At 71.0% G+C, this 18458-nt stretch carries 16 protein-coding genes; 10 read left to right on the top strand and 6 right to left on the bottom strand.

Annotation, left to right across the window (positions count from 1 at the left end; genetic code table 11):
* Together CXQ92_RS07065 and CXQ92_RS07070 are read left to right on the top strand one after the other, a co-directional pair.
* Positions 1-714 carry a GNAT family N-acetyltransferase gene (locus CXQ92_RS07065; protein ID WP_104166423.1) on the top strand — a complete coding sequence of 238 codons (714 nt, stop codon included), beginning with the start codon at positions 1-3 and terminating at the stop codon, positions 712-714.
* A 120-nt stretch (positions 715-834) separates the two neighbouring features.
* Positions 835-1206, top strand: coding sequence for a DoxX family protein (locus CXQ92_RS07070; RefSeq protein WP_104166425.1), 372 nt, complete (start codon positions 835-837; stop codon positions 1204-1206).
* An 84-nt stretch (positions 1207-1290) separates the two neighbouring features.
* On the opposite strand, the gene CXQ92_RS07075 is transcribed toward CXQ92_RS07070, so the two are convergent.
* The 4 genes from CXQ92_RS07075 to CXQ92_RS07090 all read right to left on the bottom strand — a co-directional run bounded on the left by CXQ92_RS07075 (position 1291) and on the right by CXQ92_RS07090 (position 4448).
* Positions 1291-1704, bottom strand: coding sequence for an ankyrin repeat domain-containing protein (locus CXQ92_RS07075; RefSeq protein WP_104166427.1), 414 nt, complete (start codon positions 1702-1704; stop codon positions 1291-1293).
* Positions 1701-2792, bottom strand: coding sequence for a folate-binding protein YgfZ (locus CXQ92_RS07080; RefSeq protein WP_104166429.1), 1092 nt, complete (start codon positions 2790-2792; stop codon positions 1701-1703). Before CXQ92_RS07080 ends, CXQ92_RS07075 begins: the two co-directional genes overlap by 4 nt.
* Positions 2793-2859: 67 nt before the next feature.
* Entirely contained in the window at positions 2860-3459 is a 600-nt protein-coding gene (locus tag CXQ92_RS07085; RefSeq protein ID WP_104166431.1) for an FABP family protein, read from the bottom strand.
* Between the two features lie 236 nt (positions 3460-3695).
* Positions 3696-4448 (bottom strand): hypothetical protein, encoded by a 753-nt coding sequence (locus tag CXQ92_RS07090; RefSeq protein ID WP_258069774.1) that lies wholly within the window; start codon positions 4446-4448, stop codon positions 3696-3698.
* 182 nt (positions 4449-4630) lie between these two features.
* Here CXQ92_RS07090 and CXQ92_RS07095 point away from each other — a divergent pair, with 182 nt between their 5' ends.
* The 6 genes from CXQ92_RS07095 (at position 4631) to CXQ92_RS07120 (ending at position 11357) form a co-directional block, all read left to right on the top strand.
* Positions 4631-5338, top strand: coding sequence for a response regulator transcription factor (locus CXQ92_RS07095; RefSeq protein ID WP_104166433.1), 708 nt, complete (start codon positions 4631-4633; stop codon positions 5336-5338).
* A gap of 197 nt (positions 5339-5535) precedes the next feature.
* Positions 5536-6507 (top strand): mycothiol synthase, encoded by a 972-nt coding sequence (gene mshD / locus CXQ92_RS07100; RefSeq protein ID WP_104166435.1) that lies wholly within the window; start codon positions 5536-5538, stop codon positions 6505-6507.
* 76 nt (positions 6508-6583) lie between these two features.
* Positions 6584-8806 (top strand): RNA degradosome polyphosphate kinase, encoded by a 2223-nt coding sequence (locus tag CXQ92_RS07105; protein WP_181033567.1) that lies wholly within the window; start codon positions 6584-6586, stop codon positions 8804-8806.
* The gene (locus CXQ92_RS07110; RefSeq protein ID WP_104166439.1) at positions 8806-9771 is read left to right on the top strand and encodes an NUDIX hydrolase; all 966 of its coding nucleotides are present in this window, start codon (positions 8806-8808) and stop codon (positions 9769-9771) included. Before CXQ92_RS07105 ends, CXQ92_RS07110 begins: the two co-directional genes overlap by 1 nt.
* A gap of 207 nt (positions 9772-9978) precedes the next feature.
* The gene (locus tag CXQ92_RS07115; protein ID WP_104166441.1) at positions 9979-10215 is read left to right on the top strand and encodes a hypothetical protein; all 237 of its coding nucleotides are present in this window, start codon (positions 9979-9981) and stop codon (positions 10213-10215) included.
* Between the two features lie 80 nt (positions 10216-10295).
* Positions 10296-11357: a 4'-phosphopantetheinyl transferase superfamily protein gene (locus CXQ92_RS07120; protein WP_104166443.1), complete on the top strand. Its 1062-nt coding sequence runs from the start codon at positions 10296-10298 to the stop codon at positions 11355-11357.
* Positions 11358-11539: 182 nt separating this feature from the next.
* On the opposite strand, the gene CXQ92_RS07125 is transcribed toward CXQ92_RS07120, so the two are convergent.
* Both CXQ92_RS07125 and CXQ92_RS07130 read right to left on the bottom strand, forming a co-directional pair.
* Positions 11540-12907: a M1 family metallopeptidase gene (locus CXQ92_RS07125; RefSeq protein WP_258069775.1), complete on the bottom strand. Its 1368-nt coding sequence runs from the start codon at positions 12905-12907 to the stop codon at positions 11540-11542.
* Positions 12904-16797: a Pls/PosA family non-ribosomal peptide synthetase gene (locus tag CXQ92_RS07130; protein ID WP_104166820.1), complete on the bottom strand. Its 3894-nt coding sequence runs from the start codon at positions 16795-16797 to the stop codon at positions 12904-12906. Before CXQ92_RS07130 ends, CXQ92_RS07125 begins: the two co-directional genes overlap by 4 nt.
* Positions 16798-17000: 203 nt before the next feature.
* Between CXQ92_RS07130 and CXQ92_RS07135 the strand changes: the two genes are divergently transcribed.
* Positions 17001-17780, top strand: a complete 780-nt coding sequence (locus CXQ92_RS07135; protein WP_104166822.1) for a thymidylate synthase — start codon at positions 17001-17003, stop codon at positions 17778-17780.
* The gene (locus tag CXQ92_RS07140; protein ID WP_104166447.1) at positions 17777-18340 is read left to right on the top strand and encodes a dihydrofolate reductase; all 564 of its coding nucleotides are present in this window, start codon (positions 17777-17779) and stop codon (positions 18338-18340) included. Before CXQ92_RS07135 ends, CXQ92_RS07140 begins: the two co-directional genes overlap by 4 nt.
* Positions 18341-18458: the final 118 nt, after the last annotated feature.

Below are 18458 nucleotides of genomic sequence, written 5' to 3' on the forward strand. Positions count from 1 at the left end.
GTGGACCTTGATCCCGGCACGGTCTCGATCATCCAGCTCGCCTGGTCGCGCCTGCTCGGACTCGACGACGGCGCCCTCGCCGGCGGATCCGACCGCCTGTACGCGGTGGACGACGGCGCCTCGGTGCTGACCTTCGTGACCCTCTTCGGCCGCGAGGTGCTCAAGGGACCGGGCTGGGCCGTGGACGCGGGACGCACCATGTCCGGGACGGAGCTGCGCAGCCACTCGACGCTGCTCACGCTCAGCAGGGAGCATGGCGGACGCGGTCTCGGCGAGGCCCAGCTGTATTTCTGTGACGACCTGCCGCGGTTCGAGGGGCCCCCTGCCGTCGTGTCCGGTGAGGTCTCGCTCATCCGTGAGCTCGAGCGCCGGTGCCCGCCGGACGACGTCGCCGAAGCGGGCCTCGCAGCGGTGGAGCACCCGTTCGTGCTCATCGACGAGGGCGACGCCGACTCGGCGCCCACTCCCCTGTCCGGCGCCGGTTACGACATCTGGCAGGGCATCCTGGCGCACATCGCCGTCATCACCCCGCCCGAGGAACGACGCAGGGGTTATGCCGGGCGGGTTGCCGCGGTCGCGGTCGAGGAGGCGATGGCCGCCGGGCTCGTGCCGCAGTGGCGCGCGCGGACGGACAACACGGCGTCCCAGCGGACCGCCCGACGGGCCGGCTTCGCCTTCGCGGGGACGCAGACCTCGGTCCTCCTGGGCGCCTGAGCGCCTCCGCCCCGGGGAGAAGCCGGCAGTCGGACCCGGGCACTTCCTTCTGGCGAGTCCATAGCCAAAGCACCCCGACGAGAGCATGCTTGTCCTGTCGGGGCTCCAGGAGGAGAGGTCATGAACATTGCCCTTTGGATCGCGTCCGGCACCCTTGCAGTCTTCTTTCTGGCTGCCGGTGTCACGAAGACCTTCCAACCCATCGACAAGATCGTGTCCCAGGGTCTGACCTGGGCGAAGGACAAGCCAGGCTACGCGCGCACCGCTGGTGTCTTCGAGATCCTCGGTGCTTTGGGGTTGATCCTCCCGGGCATCTTCCGGGTGGCCACTTTCCTGGTCCCGGCAGCAGCACTGGGGCTGGCGTTGATCATGGCGCTGTCGATCGCGTTTCACCTTTCGCGTGGCGAGAAGGGGTTCACCATCAACATCGTGGCTCTGCTGCTCGCCTTGTTCGTGGCCTGGGGACGCTCCACCGCGTGGGCCCTCCAGTAAGCGATCGGCCCTGCAGCGGGCGGTCCTGCAGCGGGCGGTCCTGCAGGGAAGATCACAGCCCTGTCGCGAACCCGGCGCTGGCCGTCAGCCGAGCAGCCCCAGGAGCTCCGTCCTACCGAACATCTCGGCTGCGGCCCGTGCCGACGGCGTCCCGGCGTCGGCGTCCGCTCCCGCCTCGACGAGCAGCCGTACGACGTCGTCGTGCCCCTTGAAGACGGCACCGGCGAGGGGTGTCTGCCCCCGGTCGTTGACCTGGTCCGCTTCCGCTCCGCGGGCCAGCAGATCGCGCACGATCGCCGGATGACCGTTGTACGCGGCGAGCATCAGCAGGCTGTCGCCCGCGGTGTTCGTCAGGGTGAAGGGCACCCCGGCGTCGAGGTACCGCACCAGTGTGGCGGTGTCACCTGCCCGCGCGGCGTCGAACAGGGCGTGCGCGAGGGCGATCGCCGCGGCCGCACCGGCGTCGTCCGTGGGGCCCTGACCGGCGTCGGCGCTCATCGCGGGGCCTTCAGGAATCCCGAGGCGCGCCCGACGACCTGCCCGGCATCCGGCGCCACGATGACTTCCTGGCCGGCGGCGTAGGCCTCGTCCCCGTCCTGCACGAGCAGAACCGCGGACGCGTCCACGGACCGCTTGAGCACGGCGAGGGCGATCGGGCCCATCTCGTAGTGGTGGCCGACCGACGTCACCCTGCCCACCGTGCGGCCCTCGCTGAGGACCGGGCTTCCGGGCGCGGGGAGGGTGTGCTGGCTGCCGTCGAGGTGCAGGAAGGTGAGCCGGCGCGGCGGGTGCCCGAGGTTGTGCACGCGGGCGATGGTCTCCTGGCCCTTGTAGCAGCCCTTCGCGAGGTGGACGGCGGTACGCATGAGGTCGAGCTCGTGGGGAATGGTCTTCTCGTCGGTCTCGAAACCGGGCCGGGGACGCCAGGCCGCGATCCGCAGGGCCTCGGCGGCCAGCGAGCCGGCCAGTGCGCGTCCCGTGGCGGATACCGCTGCGTCCAGGTCTGCGCGCGGCACGAGGTACTCGAACCAGGGCCGCTCGCGTCCCGGGTGCTCGTGCTCGTCGACGACCGCGTAGGAGTATCCGCCGGGAACGACGGTGGGCCAGGGGTCCTCCCACACGACGGCGTTCCCGCCCGGTGCGGGCAGGGTCGTCGTCGATCCGAGCATGGCCCAGGCCTCCGTGGCGTCGGCGACCTCGACGCGGAGCATGAACTTCATGCGTTCCAGCCAGGCGGCCAGTGGCGCCGCCTCGCCTCCCTCGGTGATGAGCCAGGTGGTGGCGCCGTCGTCGACGACGTGGGCCGCGTACTCGATCCGGCCCTGCACGGTGAGGAGGAGCGTCTCGGAGCTTCGGCCGGGCCGGAGATCGAGGAGCAGCTGGGAGGAGAGCGTGTTGAGCCAGCTCAGGCGGTCGGGTCCGGAGACGGTGACGACGCCGCGCTGCGACAGGTCGACGACGGCCTCCCCTGCGGCCAGGAGCCGCTGCTCACGGAACGGGTCGCCGTAGTGGGATGCCACACCGGCGTCGGCTCCGCCGCCCTCGACGGCACCGGGTCGGCTCAGCAGGGGGCTTCGTGGGGTCATGTGATATCACAACGCCTTCCAGGCGGGACTATTCCGGGATGTCGCCGACGGGCGGCCTACGGACGGTTCAGGAGATCTTCCTGAGGATCGCGGACGCGTGGGCCTCGAGGGAGTTGCCCTGGGCCGCGACGTCCCAGCGCCAGTACAGGTTGCCGTCCACCAGGCCGAACAGCCGGGTGGCGGCGGCGTACTCCTTGGAGTGCTGGCCGCGCATCACGAGGTCGGTACTGAGCTGGATCTGCGGGCCCTTGATGCTCCCGTAGTAGAGCTCGGCGATACCGCCGGGGTGTACCACGGTGGCCGTGATGTCGAAACCCCCGGAGTCGTTGCGGAACTGCTCCACCTCGTCGGCCGTCTTGAGGGCCGGGACGATGTCCGCGGGGTTGAGGCCGGGGCCGACGTCGGAGTCGTTCAGCTTGCGGTCGAGCGCCCAGAAACCGGTCTCGACCGAGAGCGGGCGCAACTGCGCGCCCTGCTCGTCGATGAGCCAGGATTCGGCGCTGTACTGCAGGTACGGCAGACCGTTCTGCGAGAACACGACACGCTGCGAGAAACGCTCCGAGTCGGCGGTACCTTCGCCGAGCATCCCCGTCCCCTCCCAGGTTCCGAGGAGCCACGACAGTGGGACGAGCTCGGGTGTCAGGTCGGTGGGCAGGTCGATCGACATAGGGCCTCCGGGGTCAGTCGGCTACTTCTGGCCCTTGTACAGGCGCGTGATGACGAGGGCCGCGAACCCGGCCATGCCGAGACCGGCGACGACCAGCAGCGAGATGAAGAAGATTTCAAGGGCGAGGATGGACATGCTCCCATCCTAACGCCCGGTCCGGACAGCGGAGGAACGTGCGCAGAGGTCGCTCGTCCGGCCGGGGCGAGCCGGACCCCGGCCGGGATCGGCGGCCCGGCTCAGGCGAGGAACAGCGTGTCGAGGAAGTACACGACGGCGCCGATCGCGAGCACGGGGGTGACGCCGGCCGCGATGGCCGCGATCAGGTCGATCGGCGCTTCCCGGGCGACGAGCAGCCGCCGGGTGCCTGCGATCACGGCACCGCAGGCGAGCCCGACGACCGCGGCGGCGAGGGCCGGCACATCGGTGAAGAGCAGCGCTCCGAGCGGGCCGGCGAGCGCAGCGAGGACGACGGCTGCGGGGGCGACGAGGCGGTCCGGCAGGGGCAGCAGGCACACGGCGATCGCGATGAGCATGCTGACGCCGGTCACGAGCGTCATGCCGGAATCAGCGGCGTTGACGGCCAGGCGGTCCGTGGCGACCCAGCCCGAGCCCATGCTCACGGCCACGACGCCGGAGCTCGCCCCGAGGGTCGATTCCAGCCGGAGGCTCTGACCGGTCCCGCGCAGGAGCTGGATCATGAAGACCGCGCCGACGCCGAGGGCCACGGAGATCGGGAACCAGGTCATGAAGAACGGTCCGGACACGGTGGCGGCGAGGACCACGGCGAGCAGTGCGGCGAGTCCGATCGCGGCCGCCAGGCTCTTCTTGGCCGGTACGCGGAGGATGGAGGGCCACCCGATGGCGGTCAGGACGCAGAGGGCGCCGACGGCCACAGCGACCGCCGTCGCCGAGATGTAGGAGGACGCGACGACCGCTCCGGTCGCGACGGCCGCGGCTCCGGCCGCTGCGGCCACACTCGTCCTCTTCACCCGAGCAATACTGCCCTACCCGCGCTGGTGGGCGGAAAAGCTGCGCCGCCGGTGGCCGCCGTGCGTGTGGTGCATCACAGGGCGGAGGCTATACTTGACCAAATTTCGACCGCACACTCCTCCCCGTCCGGGGGGATGGCGCCGTTGCCCGATGATGCGCATTCCCGACCCGTGGAGGACACATGCCGCACATCCTGATGCTCACCAATTCCACCGGCTCGTCCGTGGACATCCTGCCGGCCCTGGAACTGCTCAATCACAAGGTGCACATCCTCGCGGCGGAACCCACGGCGCTCCTCGAGACGGAACCCTGCGACGTCGTCCTCGTCGACGCGCGCAAGGACCTCGTGGGCGCCCGGTCCCTCACCCAGCTCCTGAAGGCCACCGGCCTCAGCGCGCCCCTCCTGCTCGTGCTCACGGAGGGAGGCATGGCGGCGGTCGCCGCGAACTGGCTGGCGGACGACGTCGTCCTGGACTCGGCGGGCCCCGCGGAGGTGGAGGCGCGGCTGCGGCTGGTGATCGCACGTTCGACGGCGGCCGGCGAGCAGGCGAGCACCGAGATCCATGCGTCCGGCGTGGTGATCGACGAGGCCAGCTACACGGCTCGGGTGGGCGGCGAGCCCCTGAACCTGACGTACAAGGAGTTCGAGCTCCTCAAGTACCTGGCCCAGCACCCCGGGCGTGTGTTCACCCGCGACCAGCTCCTGCACGAGGTGTGGGGCTACGACTACTACGGGGGCACCCGCACCGTCGACGTCCACGTGCGGCGACTGCGGGCGAAACTCGGCTCGGACCACGAGCAGCTCATCGGCACGGTCCGGAACGTCGGGTACCGCTTCACGCTGACCCGCCTGCCCGAGGACCGCAGTTCGGTCAACCAGGACGCCTGATCCCACGCGAAAGCCCCTTCCACCCGCGGGTGGAAGGGGCTTTCGGTGTTCCCGGCTGAGCCGGTAGGAGTGGAGGACATACGGGTCGAACGTATCGCGGGCGCCCCACTGGCGCATCCCCCTCGAGCAGTTCCCGACACTACCGCACCAGCCGCGCGACCACCAAACCGTGGGATGGGCGGGACTAGGCTGGGCGCATGACCGCCGCTCAGCATGCCCCCACCTGGTCCGTCAGCAGGATCGCCGGAGCCCCGCCCACGGACGTCGTCGACGAGGTACGGCGCCTCGCGGCGTCCGCCGCCGAGGCCGACGGCAACCCGCCACTGTCCGAGCAGACCCTCCTCACCCTGCGCGCCCCCGACGCCGGTGACCGCCTGCTCGTCCTCACGGCCCGCACCTCCGAGGCGCCGGACAGCGAGCTCGCCGGGGTCGCCGTCGTCACGCACGGTTCCGGGGACGGCGCCGTGCTCGAGCTCGTCGTCGGGCCCGACTGCCGCGGGGAGGGTGCCGGGACGGCCCTGATCGAGGCGGTCCTCGCCGAGGGGATCGCCGGGCTCCGCGGCTGGTCCCACGGCAACCATTCCGCGGCATCGGACCTTGCGGCACGGTTCGGCTACGCCCCGGTGCGGGAACTGTGGAGGATGCGCCTGACCCGCGCGGCCGTCACGGAATCGGTCCCCGCCCTCCAGCTGCCCGACGGCGTCGTGCTGCGCTCGTTCGTCCGCGGGCAGGACGAGGAGGCCTGGCTCGCGGCCAACGCGGCGGCCTTCGCACACCACCCCGAACAGGGCGCTACGACGCGCGCGGATCTCGACGCGCGGATGGACGAGGACTGGTTCGACGCCGACGGCTTCCTGCTCGCCGTCCGCGAGAGCGACGGCGCCCTTCTCGGCTTCCACTGGACCAAGGTCCACCCCGCGGTGGGGGCCCACCCGGCGATGGGTGAGGTGTACGTGGTCGGCGTGACGCCGGAGTCGCAGGGCATGGGCCTCGGCAAGGCCCTGACGATCGCCGGCATCGAGCACCTCCACGCCCGGGGCCTGCAGGCCATCATGCTGTACGTCGACGCCGACAACACGGCCGCCGTGGCGCTCTACCGCGCGCTCGGGTTCACGCGATGGGACGTCGACGTCATGTACGCGGCCAAGGCGGCGCACCCCACCTTGTAAGGTTGAATCGAGGTGTCCCCCGGCCTGTCGGTGCGGGGTTCCCGCCACCATGACCGCCCACGCTGCAGGAGACGCTATGGATTCAGGAATCAAACGCCGGGGTGCGTCACTGTACGGGTCCTCGGAGACGGCTCCGGCCCGGGCAACCCAGGACCGCATCGACATCCCGGAGTTCGCTCCCAGCCTCCTGCCGTCCGGCGACATCCGGGCGGACCGTTTCCTCGACCGCGAGATCAGCTGGCTCGACTTCAATGCGCGCGTCCTCGAGCTCGCGGAGGACCCGGACCTCTTCCTCCTGGAGCGGGTCAGCTTCCTGTCGATCTTCGCGTCGAACCTCGACGAGTTCTTCATGGTGCGGGTCGCCGGCCTCAAGCGCCGGATCGCCACGGGCCTCGCGGTGCCGTCGGCTGCGGGCCTCAGCCCCATCGAGCAGCTCGAGAAGATCATGCAGGACGGCTACCAGCTGCAGCAACGGCATGCCGCCGTCTTCGCCGAGCACATCCGGCCTGCCCTCGCCCGCGAGCAGATCCACCTCACGACCTGGGAGGAACTGGACGACACCGCACGCGCCGAGCTGCACAAGATCTTCGCCGAGAAGGTCTTCCCGATCCTCACGCCCCTCGCCGTCGACCCGGCCCACCCTTTCCCCTACATCTCGGGGCTGTCCCTCAACCTCGCCGTCGTGGTCCGCAACCCCGTCAGCGAGAAGGAGCTCTTCGCCCGCGTGAAGGTGCCGGACCAGCTGCCGCGCCTCATGTCCGTGGACGGGCCGCGGGCGGGCAACATCGCCGGGCGCATCGCCCGTTTCATCCCGCTCGAGGAAGTCATCGCCGTCCACCTGGACCAGCTCTTCCCCGGGATGGAGGTACTCGAGCACCATCTTTTCCGGGTCACGCGCAACGAGGACCTGGAGGTCGAGGAGGACGACGCCGAGAACCTGCTGCAGGCCCTCGAGAAGGAACTGCTGCGCCGCCGGTTCGGGCCGCCCGTCCGCCTCGAGGTCACCACGGACATCAATCCCAGCATCCGGGGGCTGCTCTCGCGGGAACTCGGCGTGGAGGAGGACGAGGTCTACAACCTCCCGGCACCCCTGGACCTGCGGGGCCTCAGCGTGATCGCGGGGATCGACCGCGGAGACCTGCACTTCCCCAAGCACGTCCCCCACACCAGCCGCCACCTCAACGAGAGCGAGACGTCGAAGGCAGCGAACGTCTTCGCTGCGATGCGCCGGCGGGACATCCTGCTGCACCACCCGTACGATTCCTTCTCCACCTCCGTCCAGGCGTTCCTGGAGCAGGCGGCCGCGGACCCCAAGGTGCAGGCCATCAAGCAGACGCTGTACCGGACGTCGGGCGACTCCCCCATCGTGGACGCCCTGATCGACGCCGCCGAGGCCGGCAAGCAGGTGCTGGCGCTCGTGGAGATCAAGGCACGCTTCGACGAGCAGGCCAACATCTCCTGGGCCCGCAAGCTGGAGCAGGCCGGCGTGCACGTGGTGTACGGCATCGTGGGACTCAAGACCCACTGCAAGCTCTCGCTCGTGGTGCGGCAGGAGATCGACGGCCTCCGCCGCTACTGCCACATCGGCACCGGCAACTACCACCCGCGCACGGCCCGGTACTACGAGGACCTCGGCCTGCTGACCTCCAACGAGCAGGTGGGCGAGGACCTGTCGCGTCTGTTCAACCAGCTGTCCGGATATGCCCCGAAGTCCACCTTCAAGCGCCTCCTGGTGGCTCCGCGGTCCGTCCGTTCGGGTCTGATCGACCGCATCGAGCGGGAGATCGCGAACAAGCATGCCGGGCTCGCCGCGCGCGTGGTCATCAAGGTGAACTCGATGGTCGACGAAGCGATCATCGACTCGCTCTACCGCGCATCGCAGGCGGGGGTCAAGGTGGACGTGATCGTGCGCGGTATCTGCTCGGTACGGCCCGGGGTCCCGGGGTTGAGCGAGAACGTCACGGTGCGCTCCGTACTCGGCCGGTTCCTCGAGCACTCGCGTGTCTTCGCCTTCGCGAACGGCGGGGAGCCGGCGGTGTTCATCGGATCGGCCGACATGATGCACCGCAACCTCGACCGCCGCGTCGAGGCGCTCGTGCAGCTCAGCTCGGCCGAGGACATCTCCTACCTGATGAACCTGATGGATCGCTACATGGACCCGACGGTCTCCAGCTGGCACCTCGACGAGACCGGCTGCTGGACCCGGCACCACAAGGACGCCGACGGCGCGCCGCTCGAGGACATCCAGTCGTCGCTGCTCGCCTCCCGCGCCCGCCAGCGGGCAGTGTCGCGCCGCTGATGGTTCCACCCACGAAGGATGCCACCATCGCGACGGCGACCGGCGGCTCGGCGGTCGTCGCTGCAGGCACGCTGTGCTGGCGGATCGAGAAGGGCTCGCTCGAGGTCCTGATCATCCACCGGCCCCGGTACGACGACTGGTCCTGGCCGAAAGGCAAGCTCGATCCGGGCGAGACGACACCCGAGTGCGCCGTCCGCGAGACCCTCGAGGAAGTGGGACTGGGTGTGAGGCTCGGCATCCCGTTGGCGACCATGACCTACCCGGTGAACTCCGGTGACAAGACGGTGTACTACTGGGCGGCGAGGATCGAGCGGTCCACCCCGGTGCCGGACGGCAGTGAGGTGGACGATCTGCGCTGGGTGTCCCCCGAGGAGGCCCGCGCCGTGCTGAGCAACCCGACCGATGTCGCACCGCTCGATTCGCTCATCGAGGCGCACCGTGCCCGGAACCTCCAGACATGGCCCCTGATCGTGGTCCGCCATGCGAAGGCCAAGCCGCGTTCGTCGTGGAGCAGGGCCGAGGGCGAGCGTCCTCTCGCCGCCACCGGCCGCCGGCAGGCCACCGCCGTGAGCCGCCTGCTCCAGGCGTGGACCCCCGAGCGCGTGGTGAGCAGTCCGTGGGTGCGGTGCGTCCAGACGATCTCGCCCTACGTGAAACAGCGCAGCGCGAAGCTGAAGCTCGTGGACGCCCTGACCGAGCACGACGCCAGGAGGAAGCCGGCGCGCACCCGTGCCGCCATCGAGCGGCTGCTGGACAAGCGCCGGCCCGTGGCGATCTGCACCCACCGCCCGGTGCTCCCGTCCGTCCTCTCGGTACTGCGCCGCCACATGCCGGACCACCTGCACGAGCTCCTGCCCGTCGAGGACCCGCACCTCGCGCCCGGCGAGGCGGTGATCTGCCAGGTGAGCAGCGCGAACCAGGGGCGCATCGTCTCCGTGGAGCAGTTCCGCGCCTACGACGACTGAGGTCAGTCCCTGACAAGCGGTCCATCCAGGCGCCTGTCGAGCGCCTGTCGACAGTGCGTCAGGCGCACCTCCGTCCGTCCGTCGGGCGAGGACGGACAGTTCATCCGGCGTCAGCGGCCTGATCGCCCCCGTTCATCCCTCGTTCATCCATGGTGCCTAGTGTCGGACGCTCACGCAGCGACCGGCACCGACGACAGGAACGCTCCCATGGCCGATGTGAAGAGCCTCGTACGGGCACTCGCACCGCACGAGATCGAGCAGATCCACCGGATCGGACCTGCAGGGCCGCTCACACCGAAGCTCATGCACGCCATCGATCGTGCTGCCGGCGGGCCGGGCGAGGGCCGTGGTTACTACGTGTACGGACGGCGTGCCGATCCTGACCGGCCGCGACCGTTCGTCCTGCGCGACGACGTGTGCGCCGAATTGTTCGACGGCCATTAGGACCACCGCCGCCCACCCGCTCTTGTACCGATTCCCTGCCCGGATGGCCTCTCGGCCCGATCCTCGGGGACGATGATGGTGTGAAGCGACTTCCCGGCACCCAGGCTCACGGCACCCAGGCTCACGACCCCCCGGTCCCCGGCATGCCGGTCACGGCCGCCGATCCCGGGACCCCGGCTTCGAGTACTCCCTTCCCGGGCTTGCCGACCACGGCAGCCGACCCGGCCGACCCCGCGGGCCTGCCTCCGGGCACCGTCCTCCGGTTGCGGAGAATCGGCCCGGGGTCCGACCTCCCTCCCACCACTGCGATGCCCCGCTTCCTCGACGACGCGGAACGCGCGCGGGCGGCCCGGACTGTCGATGCCACGCAGTCCGCGTCCTTCATCGCGGGCCGGTACCTCCTGCGTGAGCTTGTCGCCGACCTGCTCGGGACTCGGGCGGGCCTTCTCGTGTCCTGCTTCCAATGCCCTGCCTGCGGACCGGATGGCGTGTCCGATCATGGCCGGCCGGCCTACCGGCTGCGGGGCGAACGCGTGCCGCTGGCACTCAGCCTCTCCCGGGCCGAAGGTTTCGTCCTGCTCGGAGCGCTCGAAACGCTCGAGGGGCATGGCACGGCCGGCATGGCCAGGACAGTTGGGACGCTCGGTACGGCCAGCACGGCCGGCGCAGCCAGCATGGTCGGCACGGCCGGCATGGCCAGGACAGTTGGGACGCTCGGTACGGCCGGCACGGTCAGCCCGGCCGGCACGGTCGGGCCGGTCAGTACGCACAACCCACACACGGCTCGTGGGACCCTCGAGACGCCGGCATCGCGTGGCGCAGGCGGGACGCCCCGACCGGGGCTCGGGGTGGACCTCGCAACCGTCGCGGCGGTGGACTTCGACGGCTTCGACGACGTGGCCCTGACTCCCGGCGAGCGCCGGGCGGTCCGTGAACTTCCGACCGCCGAACGAAGGACGGCCCGTGCACGCCTGTGGGCCCGCAAGGAGGCCCTCGTCAAGGCTCTGGGCACGGGCTTCGCCGATCGAGGCCCGGACGCGGTGGAGGTGCTGCGGGAGCGCAGCATCATCGATCTTCCCTCCGTCGGCGGAGAAGCACTGGAGCCCCTGGGTCTCGTGGCTGCCGTCGCCGTCGGCCCCTGAAGGGCCGACCGATCTGGGAGGAGCCGAGCGGCCGGTGAGGGGTCGGCCGGGGCCGGGCGGGGCGTGCTGCCCTGCCCGGACAGCGTGCCCGGCAGGGCTACGTGCCAGTGACGAGCGGGCCTACCCGACGGGGCGGATGACCCCGGAGGAGGAGGCCTCCTCGAGCGCCAGGACAGCACGCGTCACAGGACGGGTAGCGGCCTCGAGAGCAGCCACGGCACCAGGAGGTCGCCGACGCCGGCACCGGGGAGCGTGCGCACCGCGAACGCGATGAAGTCCGCCGTGGTGGCCGTCCCGAAGCGGTGCTCGCTGGACCAGGAACGCAGCAGGGCGAAGAAGGCGTCGTCGCCTGCGGCCTTCCGGAGCGCGTGCAGCGCGAGGGCGCCGCGCTTGTACACGCGGTCGTCGAACATGTCGGCGGCGCCGGGGTCGGCCAGGACGAGGTCCTGGGGTGCCCTGCTGAGGCGCTGGTGTGTGGACCGCGCGTGGGCGTCCGCCGTCGTCGACCCGCTGGCTTCGGACCAGATCCACTCGGCGTAGCAGGCGAAGCCCTCGTGCAGCCAGATGTCCTGCCAGCGCGCCGCGGTGACGGAGTTCCCGAACCACTGGTGCGCGAGTTCGTGGGCGATCAGCCGCTGCGCGTCCCACCCCTGGTCCAGGTGGTTGCGCCCGATGATGGAGAGCGTCTGAGCCTCGAGGGGGATCTCGAGGTCGTCGTCGGCGACGACCACGAGATACTGCGGGTAGGGGTAGGGCCCGAAGCACTCCTCGAACACGGACATCATCTCGTGCTGGCGCACCAGCGACGCCTTGGCTGCGGGGGCGAGCGACGGCGGCACGGCGGCGTACAGCGGGACGGGGGCACCCTGTGCGCGCGGCGTACCCGGGGCGGGCAGGCCGACGGCGGGCCCTGAGGGGTCGTTCAGTGCCACGAGGGCATAACGACCGATCTGCACCGTCGCGAGGTAGGTGGCCATCGGTTCCGCCTGCTCGTAGGTCCAGGTGGTCCGGCTGGACCTGTCGATCCGCGAGACGAGGACGCCGTTGCAGATGGCCCGGTAGCCGGCGTCGGTGGTCACCGCGATCCGGTAGGCCGCCTTCTGCGAGGGGTGGTCGTTGCACGGGAACCACGACGGCGCTCCGGTGGGCTGACCGGCCACGAGGACGCCGTCGGTCAGTTCCTCCCACCCGATCTCGCCCCAGATCCCGGTGAGGGGGCGGGGATTGCCCTCGTACCGGATGTCGAGCTTGAACGTGGCCCCGGCCGGCACCGGGTCGCGGAACCCGATGACGAGTTTGCCCGCGCGGTCCTTGAAGGACCGGACGCGGACGGTGTCGGAGGTGATCCTCGTGGTACGGAGCCCCTGGAGGTCGAGCTCGAGCTGGAGCAGGCCCCGGTGAGTAGTCACGGTCAGGGCCGCGCGACCGGTCAGGCGGTTGCTCGAGAGCCGGTAGTCGAGGGCGAGGTCGTAGTGGGCGACGCGATAGGAGGTGCTGCCATTGGTCGGGGTGTACGGGTCAGGCGAAAAACTCTCGGAACTGGTGCTCACGCACCGTCTCCCGGGCCCGACCACGAACTGACCGGGTTGCCCATCCAGTAGGTCCCTGCGGGGACGGTCTCGCCACGCATCACGAGCGACGCCGGCCCCACGGTGCCACCCTGGTCGATCCGGGCGGCGGGCAGGATCACGCTGTGCGGGCCGAGGGTTGCTCCTGCGGCGAGCTCCACGGTGTCCATGCTCATGATCCTGTCATGGAAGAGATGCGTCTGCACGACGCATCCGCGGTTGACAGTGGACCCGGTACCGAGGCTCACCAGGTCCGCTTCGGGCAGCCAGTAGCTCTCGCACCAGACTCCGTGCCCGATCTTCGACCCCAGCGCCCGCAGCCACCAGACCAGTGACGGCGTGCCACTGGCGGCCCGGGCGAACCACGGGGCGCTGACGCTCTCGATGAACGTGTCCACCACCTCGTTGCGCCAGATGAAGGAGCTCCACAGCGGGTGCTCGCCCGCCGTGATCCGGCCGACCAGCAGCCACTTCGCGATGACGGCGCTGGTAGCAGCCACGGCGCCCAGAACGGTGAAGACGACGCCGCTCAGCAGGGCTGCCACGAGGTAGCCGCCCCAGAGGGCGAGCGCGTCGAAGATCACGAGGGCCAAGGCGGCGATCGTGACCGTGAGGATGACCGGCACCACGCGGCACAGCTCCCAGAACGCGCGCGCCGCCTTCAGGCGCGTGGGGGGTTGGAACGTGCGGCTCTGGTCCCCCGTGACGGCGAGCCGGCGCAGACGGGAGGGCGGACTGCCCAGCCAGGAGCTGCCCGCCTTGGCCTTGGCCGGCGTGGCGGACAGCACCGCGACGAGCGAGTTCTTCGGTACGCGCCGACCCGCCGACGTCATGCCCGAGTTGCCGAGGAAGGCGCGCCGGCCGATCTTCGCGGGCGCGATGCGCAGGTACCCGCCCCCGAGCTCGTAGGAGGCGACCATCGTGTCGTCCGCGAGGAAGGCACCCTCGCCGATCGTCGTCATCTTCGGGATGAGGAGCACGGTGGACGCCTCGACGTTCCGGCCCACCCGCGCCCCGAGGAGCCGCAGCCACACGGGCGTGAACAGGCTTGCGTAGAGCGGGAAGAGGAGGTCGCGCGCCATGTCGAGGGTCCGCTCCGTGGCCCAGATCTGCCAGCCGATGCGGCTGCGCGCGGGGTAGTGGCCCTCCCGCAGGCCGATGCCCAGTATCCGGACCGTGGCGAGCACCAGGGCTGCGGTGGTGACGAGCCAGAGGACGGCGGCAAGCGCTACAGGTCCCATGAGGGACGGCCAGGCCGAGGACAGGGACGGTGCGCCCCGCAGGGCTGCCACGACGGGCAGAGCGGCGACGACGGCGGCGACGTACGGGATGAGTGCGAGCGCGCCCGAGGCCGCGGCGAACGCCACGAAGGCCAGGCGCGTGTGCAGACGGGAGCGGGCCGGCGGGGCGTCGGGCCAGTCCTGCTTGGCCCTGCCCGCCCGGGTGGCCGGCGAACCCGCGAAGAGCTGCCCGGGCCGGACGGCGCCCTGCACCGCCGAACCGGGGGCCACCTCGGCGCCGGCACCGATCCTCGCACCCGGCATCAGTGTGCTGCGTGCCCCGACGACGGCTCCCGCGCCCACGGTGATCGCGCCGATGTGGATACGGTCTCCGTCGATCCACCAGCCCGAGAGGTCCACCTCCGGTTCCACGGACGCGCCGGCTCCGAGGGTGAGCAGACCCGTGACGGGCGGGACGGAGTGGAGGTCGACGTCGGGCCCGATGCGCGCGCCCAGGGCCCGCGCATAGACCTGGACCCAGGGTGCGCTCGCGAGGCTGACCGCCCCGACGCTGTCCGAGATCTGCTCGGCGAGCCAGAGCCGCAGGTGCACCCTGCCGGATCGCGGGTAGACGCCGGGCTCCACGCCGCCCAGCAGGAGGCGGGCCGCGAGGACGGAGAGGCCCATGCGCCCGAACGGGCTGACGAACACGAGCCAGGACAGCGCCACCCACCACCAGGACAGGGTGGCCGCCGAGGTGAGGACCCCGAGCCCGGCGAGGACGTTGCTCGCGATCATCGCGTAGGTGAGCCAGCGCATGCCCGCGAGGAACTGCAGCGGGATGCCCATGATCGTCTGGAAGACCTGCGACCGGCGCGCCGTGCGCCGGACGGCGCGTTCCGGGGTGGGCGGCTGTTCGTCGCCGTCGCCCGTCCCGGCGGCGAAGGAGGCGAGCGCGCCGAGCCGCGGATGGGCGTAGATGTCGGCGACGGTGATGACCGGGTAGCGGGTGCGGATCAGCGACACGAGCCGGGCGGCCGCGAGGGACCCGCCGCCGTGGAGGAAGAAGTCGGCGTCCTCGTCGGCCGGGACGGTGCCGAGGACGGCGGCCCACTGGTCCGCGATCCACCGTACGCGCGGGTCGAGGTCCTCCAGGCTGCCGGGCCCGCTCGGGTCGCCCACGCCGGCGAGCGGCCAGGGCAGGGCGTTGCGGTCCACCTTGCCGCTGGTCTTCGTGGGCAGGGAGTCGGTGACGGTCAGCAGCGGGACGAGCGCGGCAGGCAGCTCCTCGGCGAGCAGCGTGCGGAGCACCGCGAGGTCCGGGTCGCCGTCGGCCGGGACGAGGTAGCCGACGAGGAGCTGATTGCCCGACGGCGTCGTCCGGACGGCGGCGGCGGCGCCGGCGATCCCGGGCAGGGCCTGGAGCGCCGCATCCACTTCACCGAGCTCGATGCGGCGCCCGCCGAGCTTCACCTGATCGTCGGCCCGGCCCACGAAGACCAGTCCGGCTGCCTGCAGCTGCACGAGGTCGCCCGAGCGGTAGGCACGGCTCCACCCGAGCGTCGGCATCGCGGCATACTTCTCGGCGTCCTTGGCCGGATCCAGGTAGCGGGCCAGCCCCACTCCCCCGATGATGAGCTCGCCGGTGCCGTCCTCCGGCACGGGCAGGCCGGACTCGTCGACGACGGCGAGATCCCAGCCGTCCAGGGGCAGCCCGATGCGCACCGGGCCGTCCCCGCCGAGCCGTGCGGCGCAGGCGACGACGGTCGCCTCGGTAGGGCCGTAGGTGTTCCAGACCTCGCGGTCGTGGACGACGAGGCGCTGAGCGAGGTCCGGAGGGCATGCCTCCCCGCCGAAGATGAGGAGGCGGACGTTCTCGAGGGAGTCGGCGGGCCACAGAGCCGCCAGTGTGGGCACGGTGGACACGACGGTGATCCTGCGGGCGATCAGCCAGGGACCGAGGTCGACGCCGGTGCGCACGAGTGCGCGGGGGGCCGGCACGAGGCATGCGCCGTGCCTCCAGGCCAGCCACATCTCCTCACAGGAGGCGTCGAACGCGACGGAGAGGCCGGCCAGGACGCGGTCGGTGGGCCCGAGGGGTTCGTGCTGCAGGAACAGGCGCGCCTCGGCATCGACGAAGGCGGCCGCCGAGCGGTGCGAGACGGCGACGCCCTTCGGCGTACCCGTGGAACCGGACGTGAAGATGACCCATGCGTCGTCGTCCGGTGTGGGGTCTCCGGTGATCCCCCGGCGTCCGCCCGGCCCGGTGGCCACCGACAGGCCGTGCCCGACGACGGCGGCTGCACGCGCTTCCGCGAACACGACGCGGGCGCGCTCGTCCGGGTCGTCGGCGTCGACCGGCACGTAGGCCGCACCCGCCGCGAGCACGCCGAGGATCGCGATGTACAGCTCGTTGGTGCCCGAGGGGAGGCGTACCCCGACGGTGTCGCCGCGCCCCACGCCGGCGTCGCGCAGGACGGCGGCGAACCGGTCGGCGGCCGCCACCAGCTCGGTGTAGCTGAGGTCCTCGGTGCCGTCGTCGAGCGCCGAGGCGCTGGGGTGTTCCGCGGCCGTGGCCCGCAGGATGTCGAGGAGTGTACGGGGGGATGGCGCCCGCCCGGACGCCGTGAACCGCGCGGCGGCGGGGGCGATATCGGTCTGGGGCGTGGGTGTGGTCACGGCTGGATTCTTCCGGTGCGAAATGAACAGCAGGTGATCAGGGGCGCCGTCACCTGCACGGCCCGGGGGTAGTCTACCCGCGGTCGATGCGGCCGACCGGGGCGGGCGGTTCGTCCTAGACTGGCCGGGTGAGCACTCCCATCCCTACCCCCTACGAGGACCTGCTGCGCGACGTCATGGCGAACGGCGCGGCCAAGAGCGACAGGACGGGCACCGGTACCCGGAGCGTGTTCGGCCGGCAGCTCCGCTTCGATCTCAGCGAGTCCTTCCCGCTCGTCACCACCAAGCGCGTGCACTTCAAGTCCGTGGCGCTGGAGCTGCTGTGGTTCCTCCGCGGTGATTCCAACGTGCGCTGGCTGCAGGAGCGCGGTGTGTCCATCTGGAACGAGTGGGCGGACGAGGACGGCGAGCTCGGCCCCGTCTACGGCGTCCAGTGGCGGTCGTGGCCCACACCCGACGGCGGCCACATCGACCAGATCGCCCAGGTGGTCGAGGCACTCAGGACGAATCCGGACTCCCGCCGCCACCTGGTCTCGGCCTGGAACGTCTCCGAGCTGCACAACATGGCCCTGCCACCCTGCCACGTGTTCTTCCAGTTCTATGTGAGCCCCGGCGTGGACGGTGGCCCCGGCCGACTCTCCTGCCAGCTGTACCAGCGGTCCGCGGACACGTTCCTCGGGGTCCCGTTCAACATCGCCTCCTACGCCCTGCTGACCCTGATGGTCGCCCAGCAGACCGGCCTCGAGCCCGGCGAGTTCATCTGGACCGGCGGCGACGTCCACGTGTACGACAACCACGTGGAGCAGGTCGCCGAACAACTGTCCCGGGAGCCCTACCCGTATCCGCGCATCGCGCTGAACCGGAAGCCGGACAGCATCTTCGACTATGCCCTGGAGGACTTCGACGTGATCGACTACCAGCACCACCCCACGATCAAGGCACCGGTGGCCGTATGAACGCGGCCCCCTCACCCCCCACCCTGAGCGTGGCCGACGCCGTCGGGTCCCGTCCCGTGATCGGCATGATCTGGGCGCAGACCGAGGACGGCGTGATCGGCAAGGACGGCGGCATCCCCTGGCACGTGCCGGAGGACCTGGCGCACTTCAAGGCCACGACGACGGGCCATCCCGTGATCATGGGCCGGCGTACCTGGGAATCGTTCCCCTCCACCTTCCGCCCCCTGCCGGACCGCACGAACATCGTCGTGTCCCGGTCCGGAGCGGACCTGCCCGGTGCCGTCGTCGTCGATTCGCTCGATGCCGCCTTCGACGCCGCCCGGGCCAGTCCCGGCGCGGAGGAGATCTGGGTCATCGGTGGTGGCCGCGTGTACGCCGAGGCCATGCCGCGCGCCAACGCGGCACTCGTCACCGTCGTCGAATCCGCAGCGGAGGGCGACACCGTGGCTCCCCTGCTGGGAACGGACTGGGCGCTGGCAGCCCTGACCCCGGAAGCAGGATGGCTGGAGTCCGCGAAAGGTCCCCGGTACCGCATCAGCCTCTGGACCAGGCAGGGCTGACGCGGCGCCGACGGTCCTCAGCGGACGACGGCACGCACGGGCGCGTGCGTCGTCAGGAGCACGGTGCCCGGCCGGTTCCGCTCCACGGCGGCACGGCTCCGCCGGCGCTGAGGTGCTC

Origin of the sequence: Arthrobacter sp. SX1312, from assembly GCF_002929295.1 — a bacterium.
In the GTDB taxonomy this organism is placed as follows: Bacteria; Actinomycetota; Actinomycetes; order Actinomycetales; family Micrococcaceae; genus Arthrobacter_D.

Coding starts and splice junctions, on each gene's coding strand:
- CXQ92_RS07070 (WP_104166425.1), top strand. CDS start 835: ATGAACATTGCCCTTTGGATCGCGTCCGGCACCCTTGCAGTCTTCTTT.
- CXQ92_RS07075 (WP_104166427.1), bottom strand. CDS start 1,704: ATGAGCGCCGACGCCGGTCAGGGCCCCACGGACGACGCCGGTGCGGCC.
- CXQ92_RS07080 (WP_104166429.1), bottom strand. CDS start 2,792: ATGACCCCACGAAGCCCCCTGCTGAGCCGACCCGGTGCCGTCGAGGGC.
- CXQ92_RS07085 (WP_104166431.1), bottom strand. CDS start 3,459: ATGTCGATCGACCTGCCCACCGACCTGACACCCGAGCTCGTCCCACTG.
- CXQ92_RS07095 (WP_104166433.1), top strand. CDS start 4,631: ATGCCGCACATCCTGATGCTCACCAATTCCACCGGCTCGTCCGTGGAC.
- mshD (WP_104166435.1), top strand. CDS start 5,536: ATGACCGCCGCTCAGCATGCCCCCACCTGGTCCGTCAGCAGGATCGCC.
- CXQ92_RS07105 (WP_181033567.1), top strand. CDS start 6,584: ATGGATTCAGGAATCAAACGCCGGGGTGCGTCACTGTACGGGTCCTCG.
- CXQ92_RS07110 (WP_104166439.1), top strand. CDS start 8,806: ATGGTTCCACCCACGAAGGATGCCACCATCGCGACGGCGACCGGCGGC.
- CXQ92_RS07115 (WP_104166441.1), top strand. CDS start 9,979: ATGGCCGATGTGAAGAGCCTCGTACGGGCACTCGCACCGCACGAGATC.
- CXQ92_RS07135 (WP_104166822.1), top strand. CDS start 17,001: ATGGCGAACGGCGCGGCCAAGAGCGACAGGACGGGCACCGGTACCCGG.
- CXQ92_RS07140 (WP_104166447.1), top strand. CDS start 17,777: ATGAACGCGGCCCCCTCACCCCCCACCCTGAGCGTGGCCGACGCCGTC.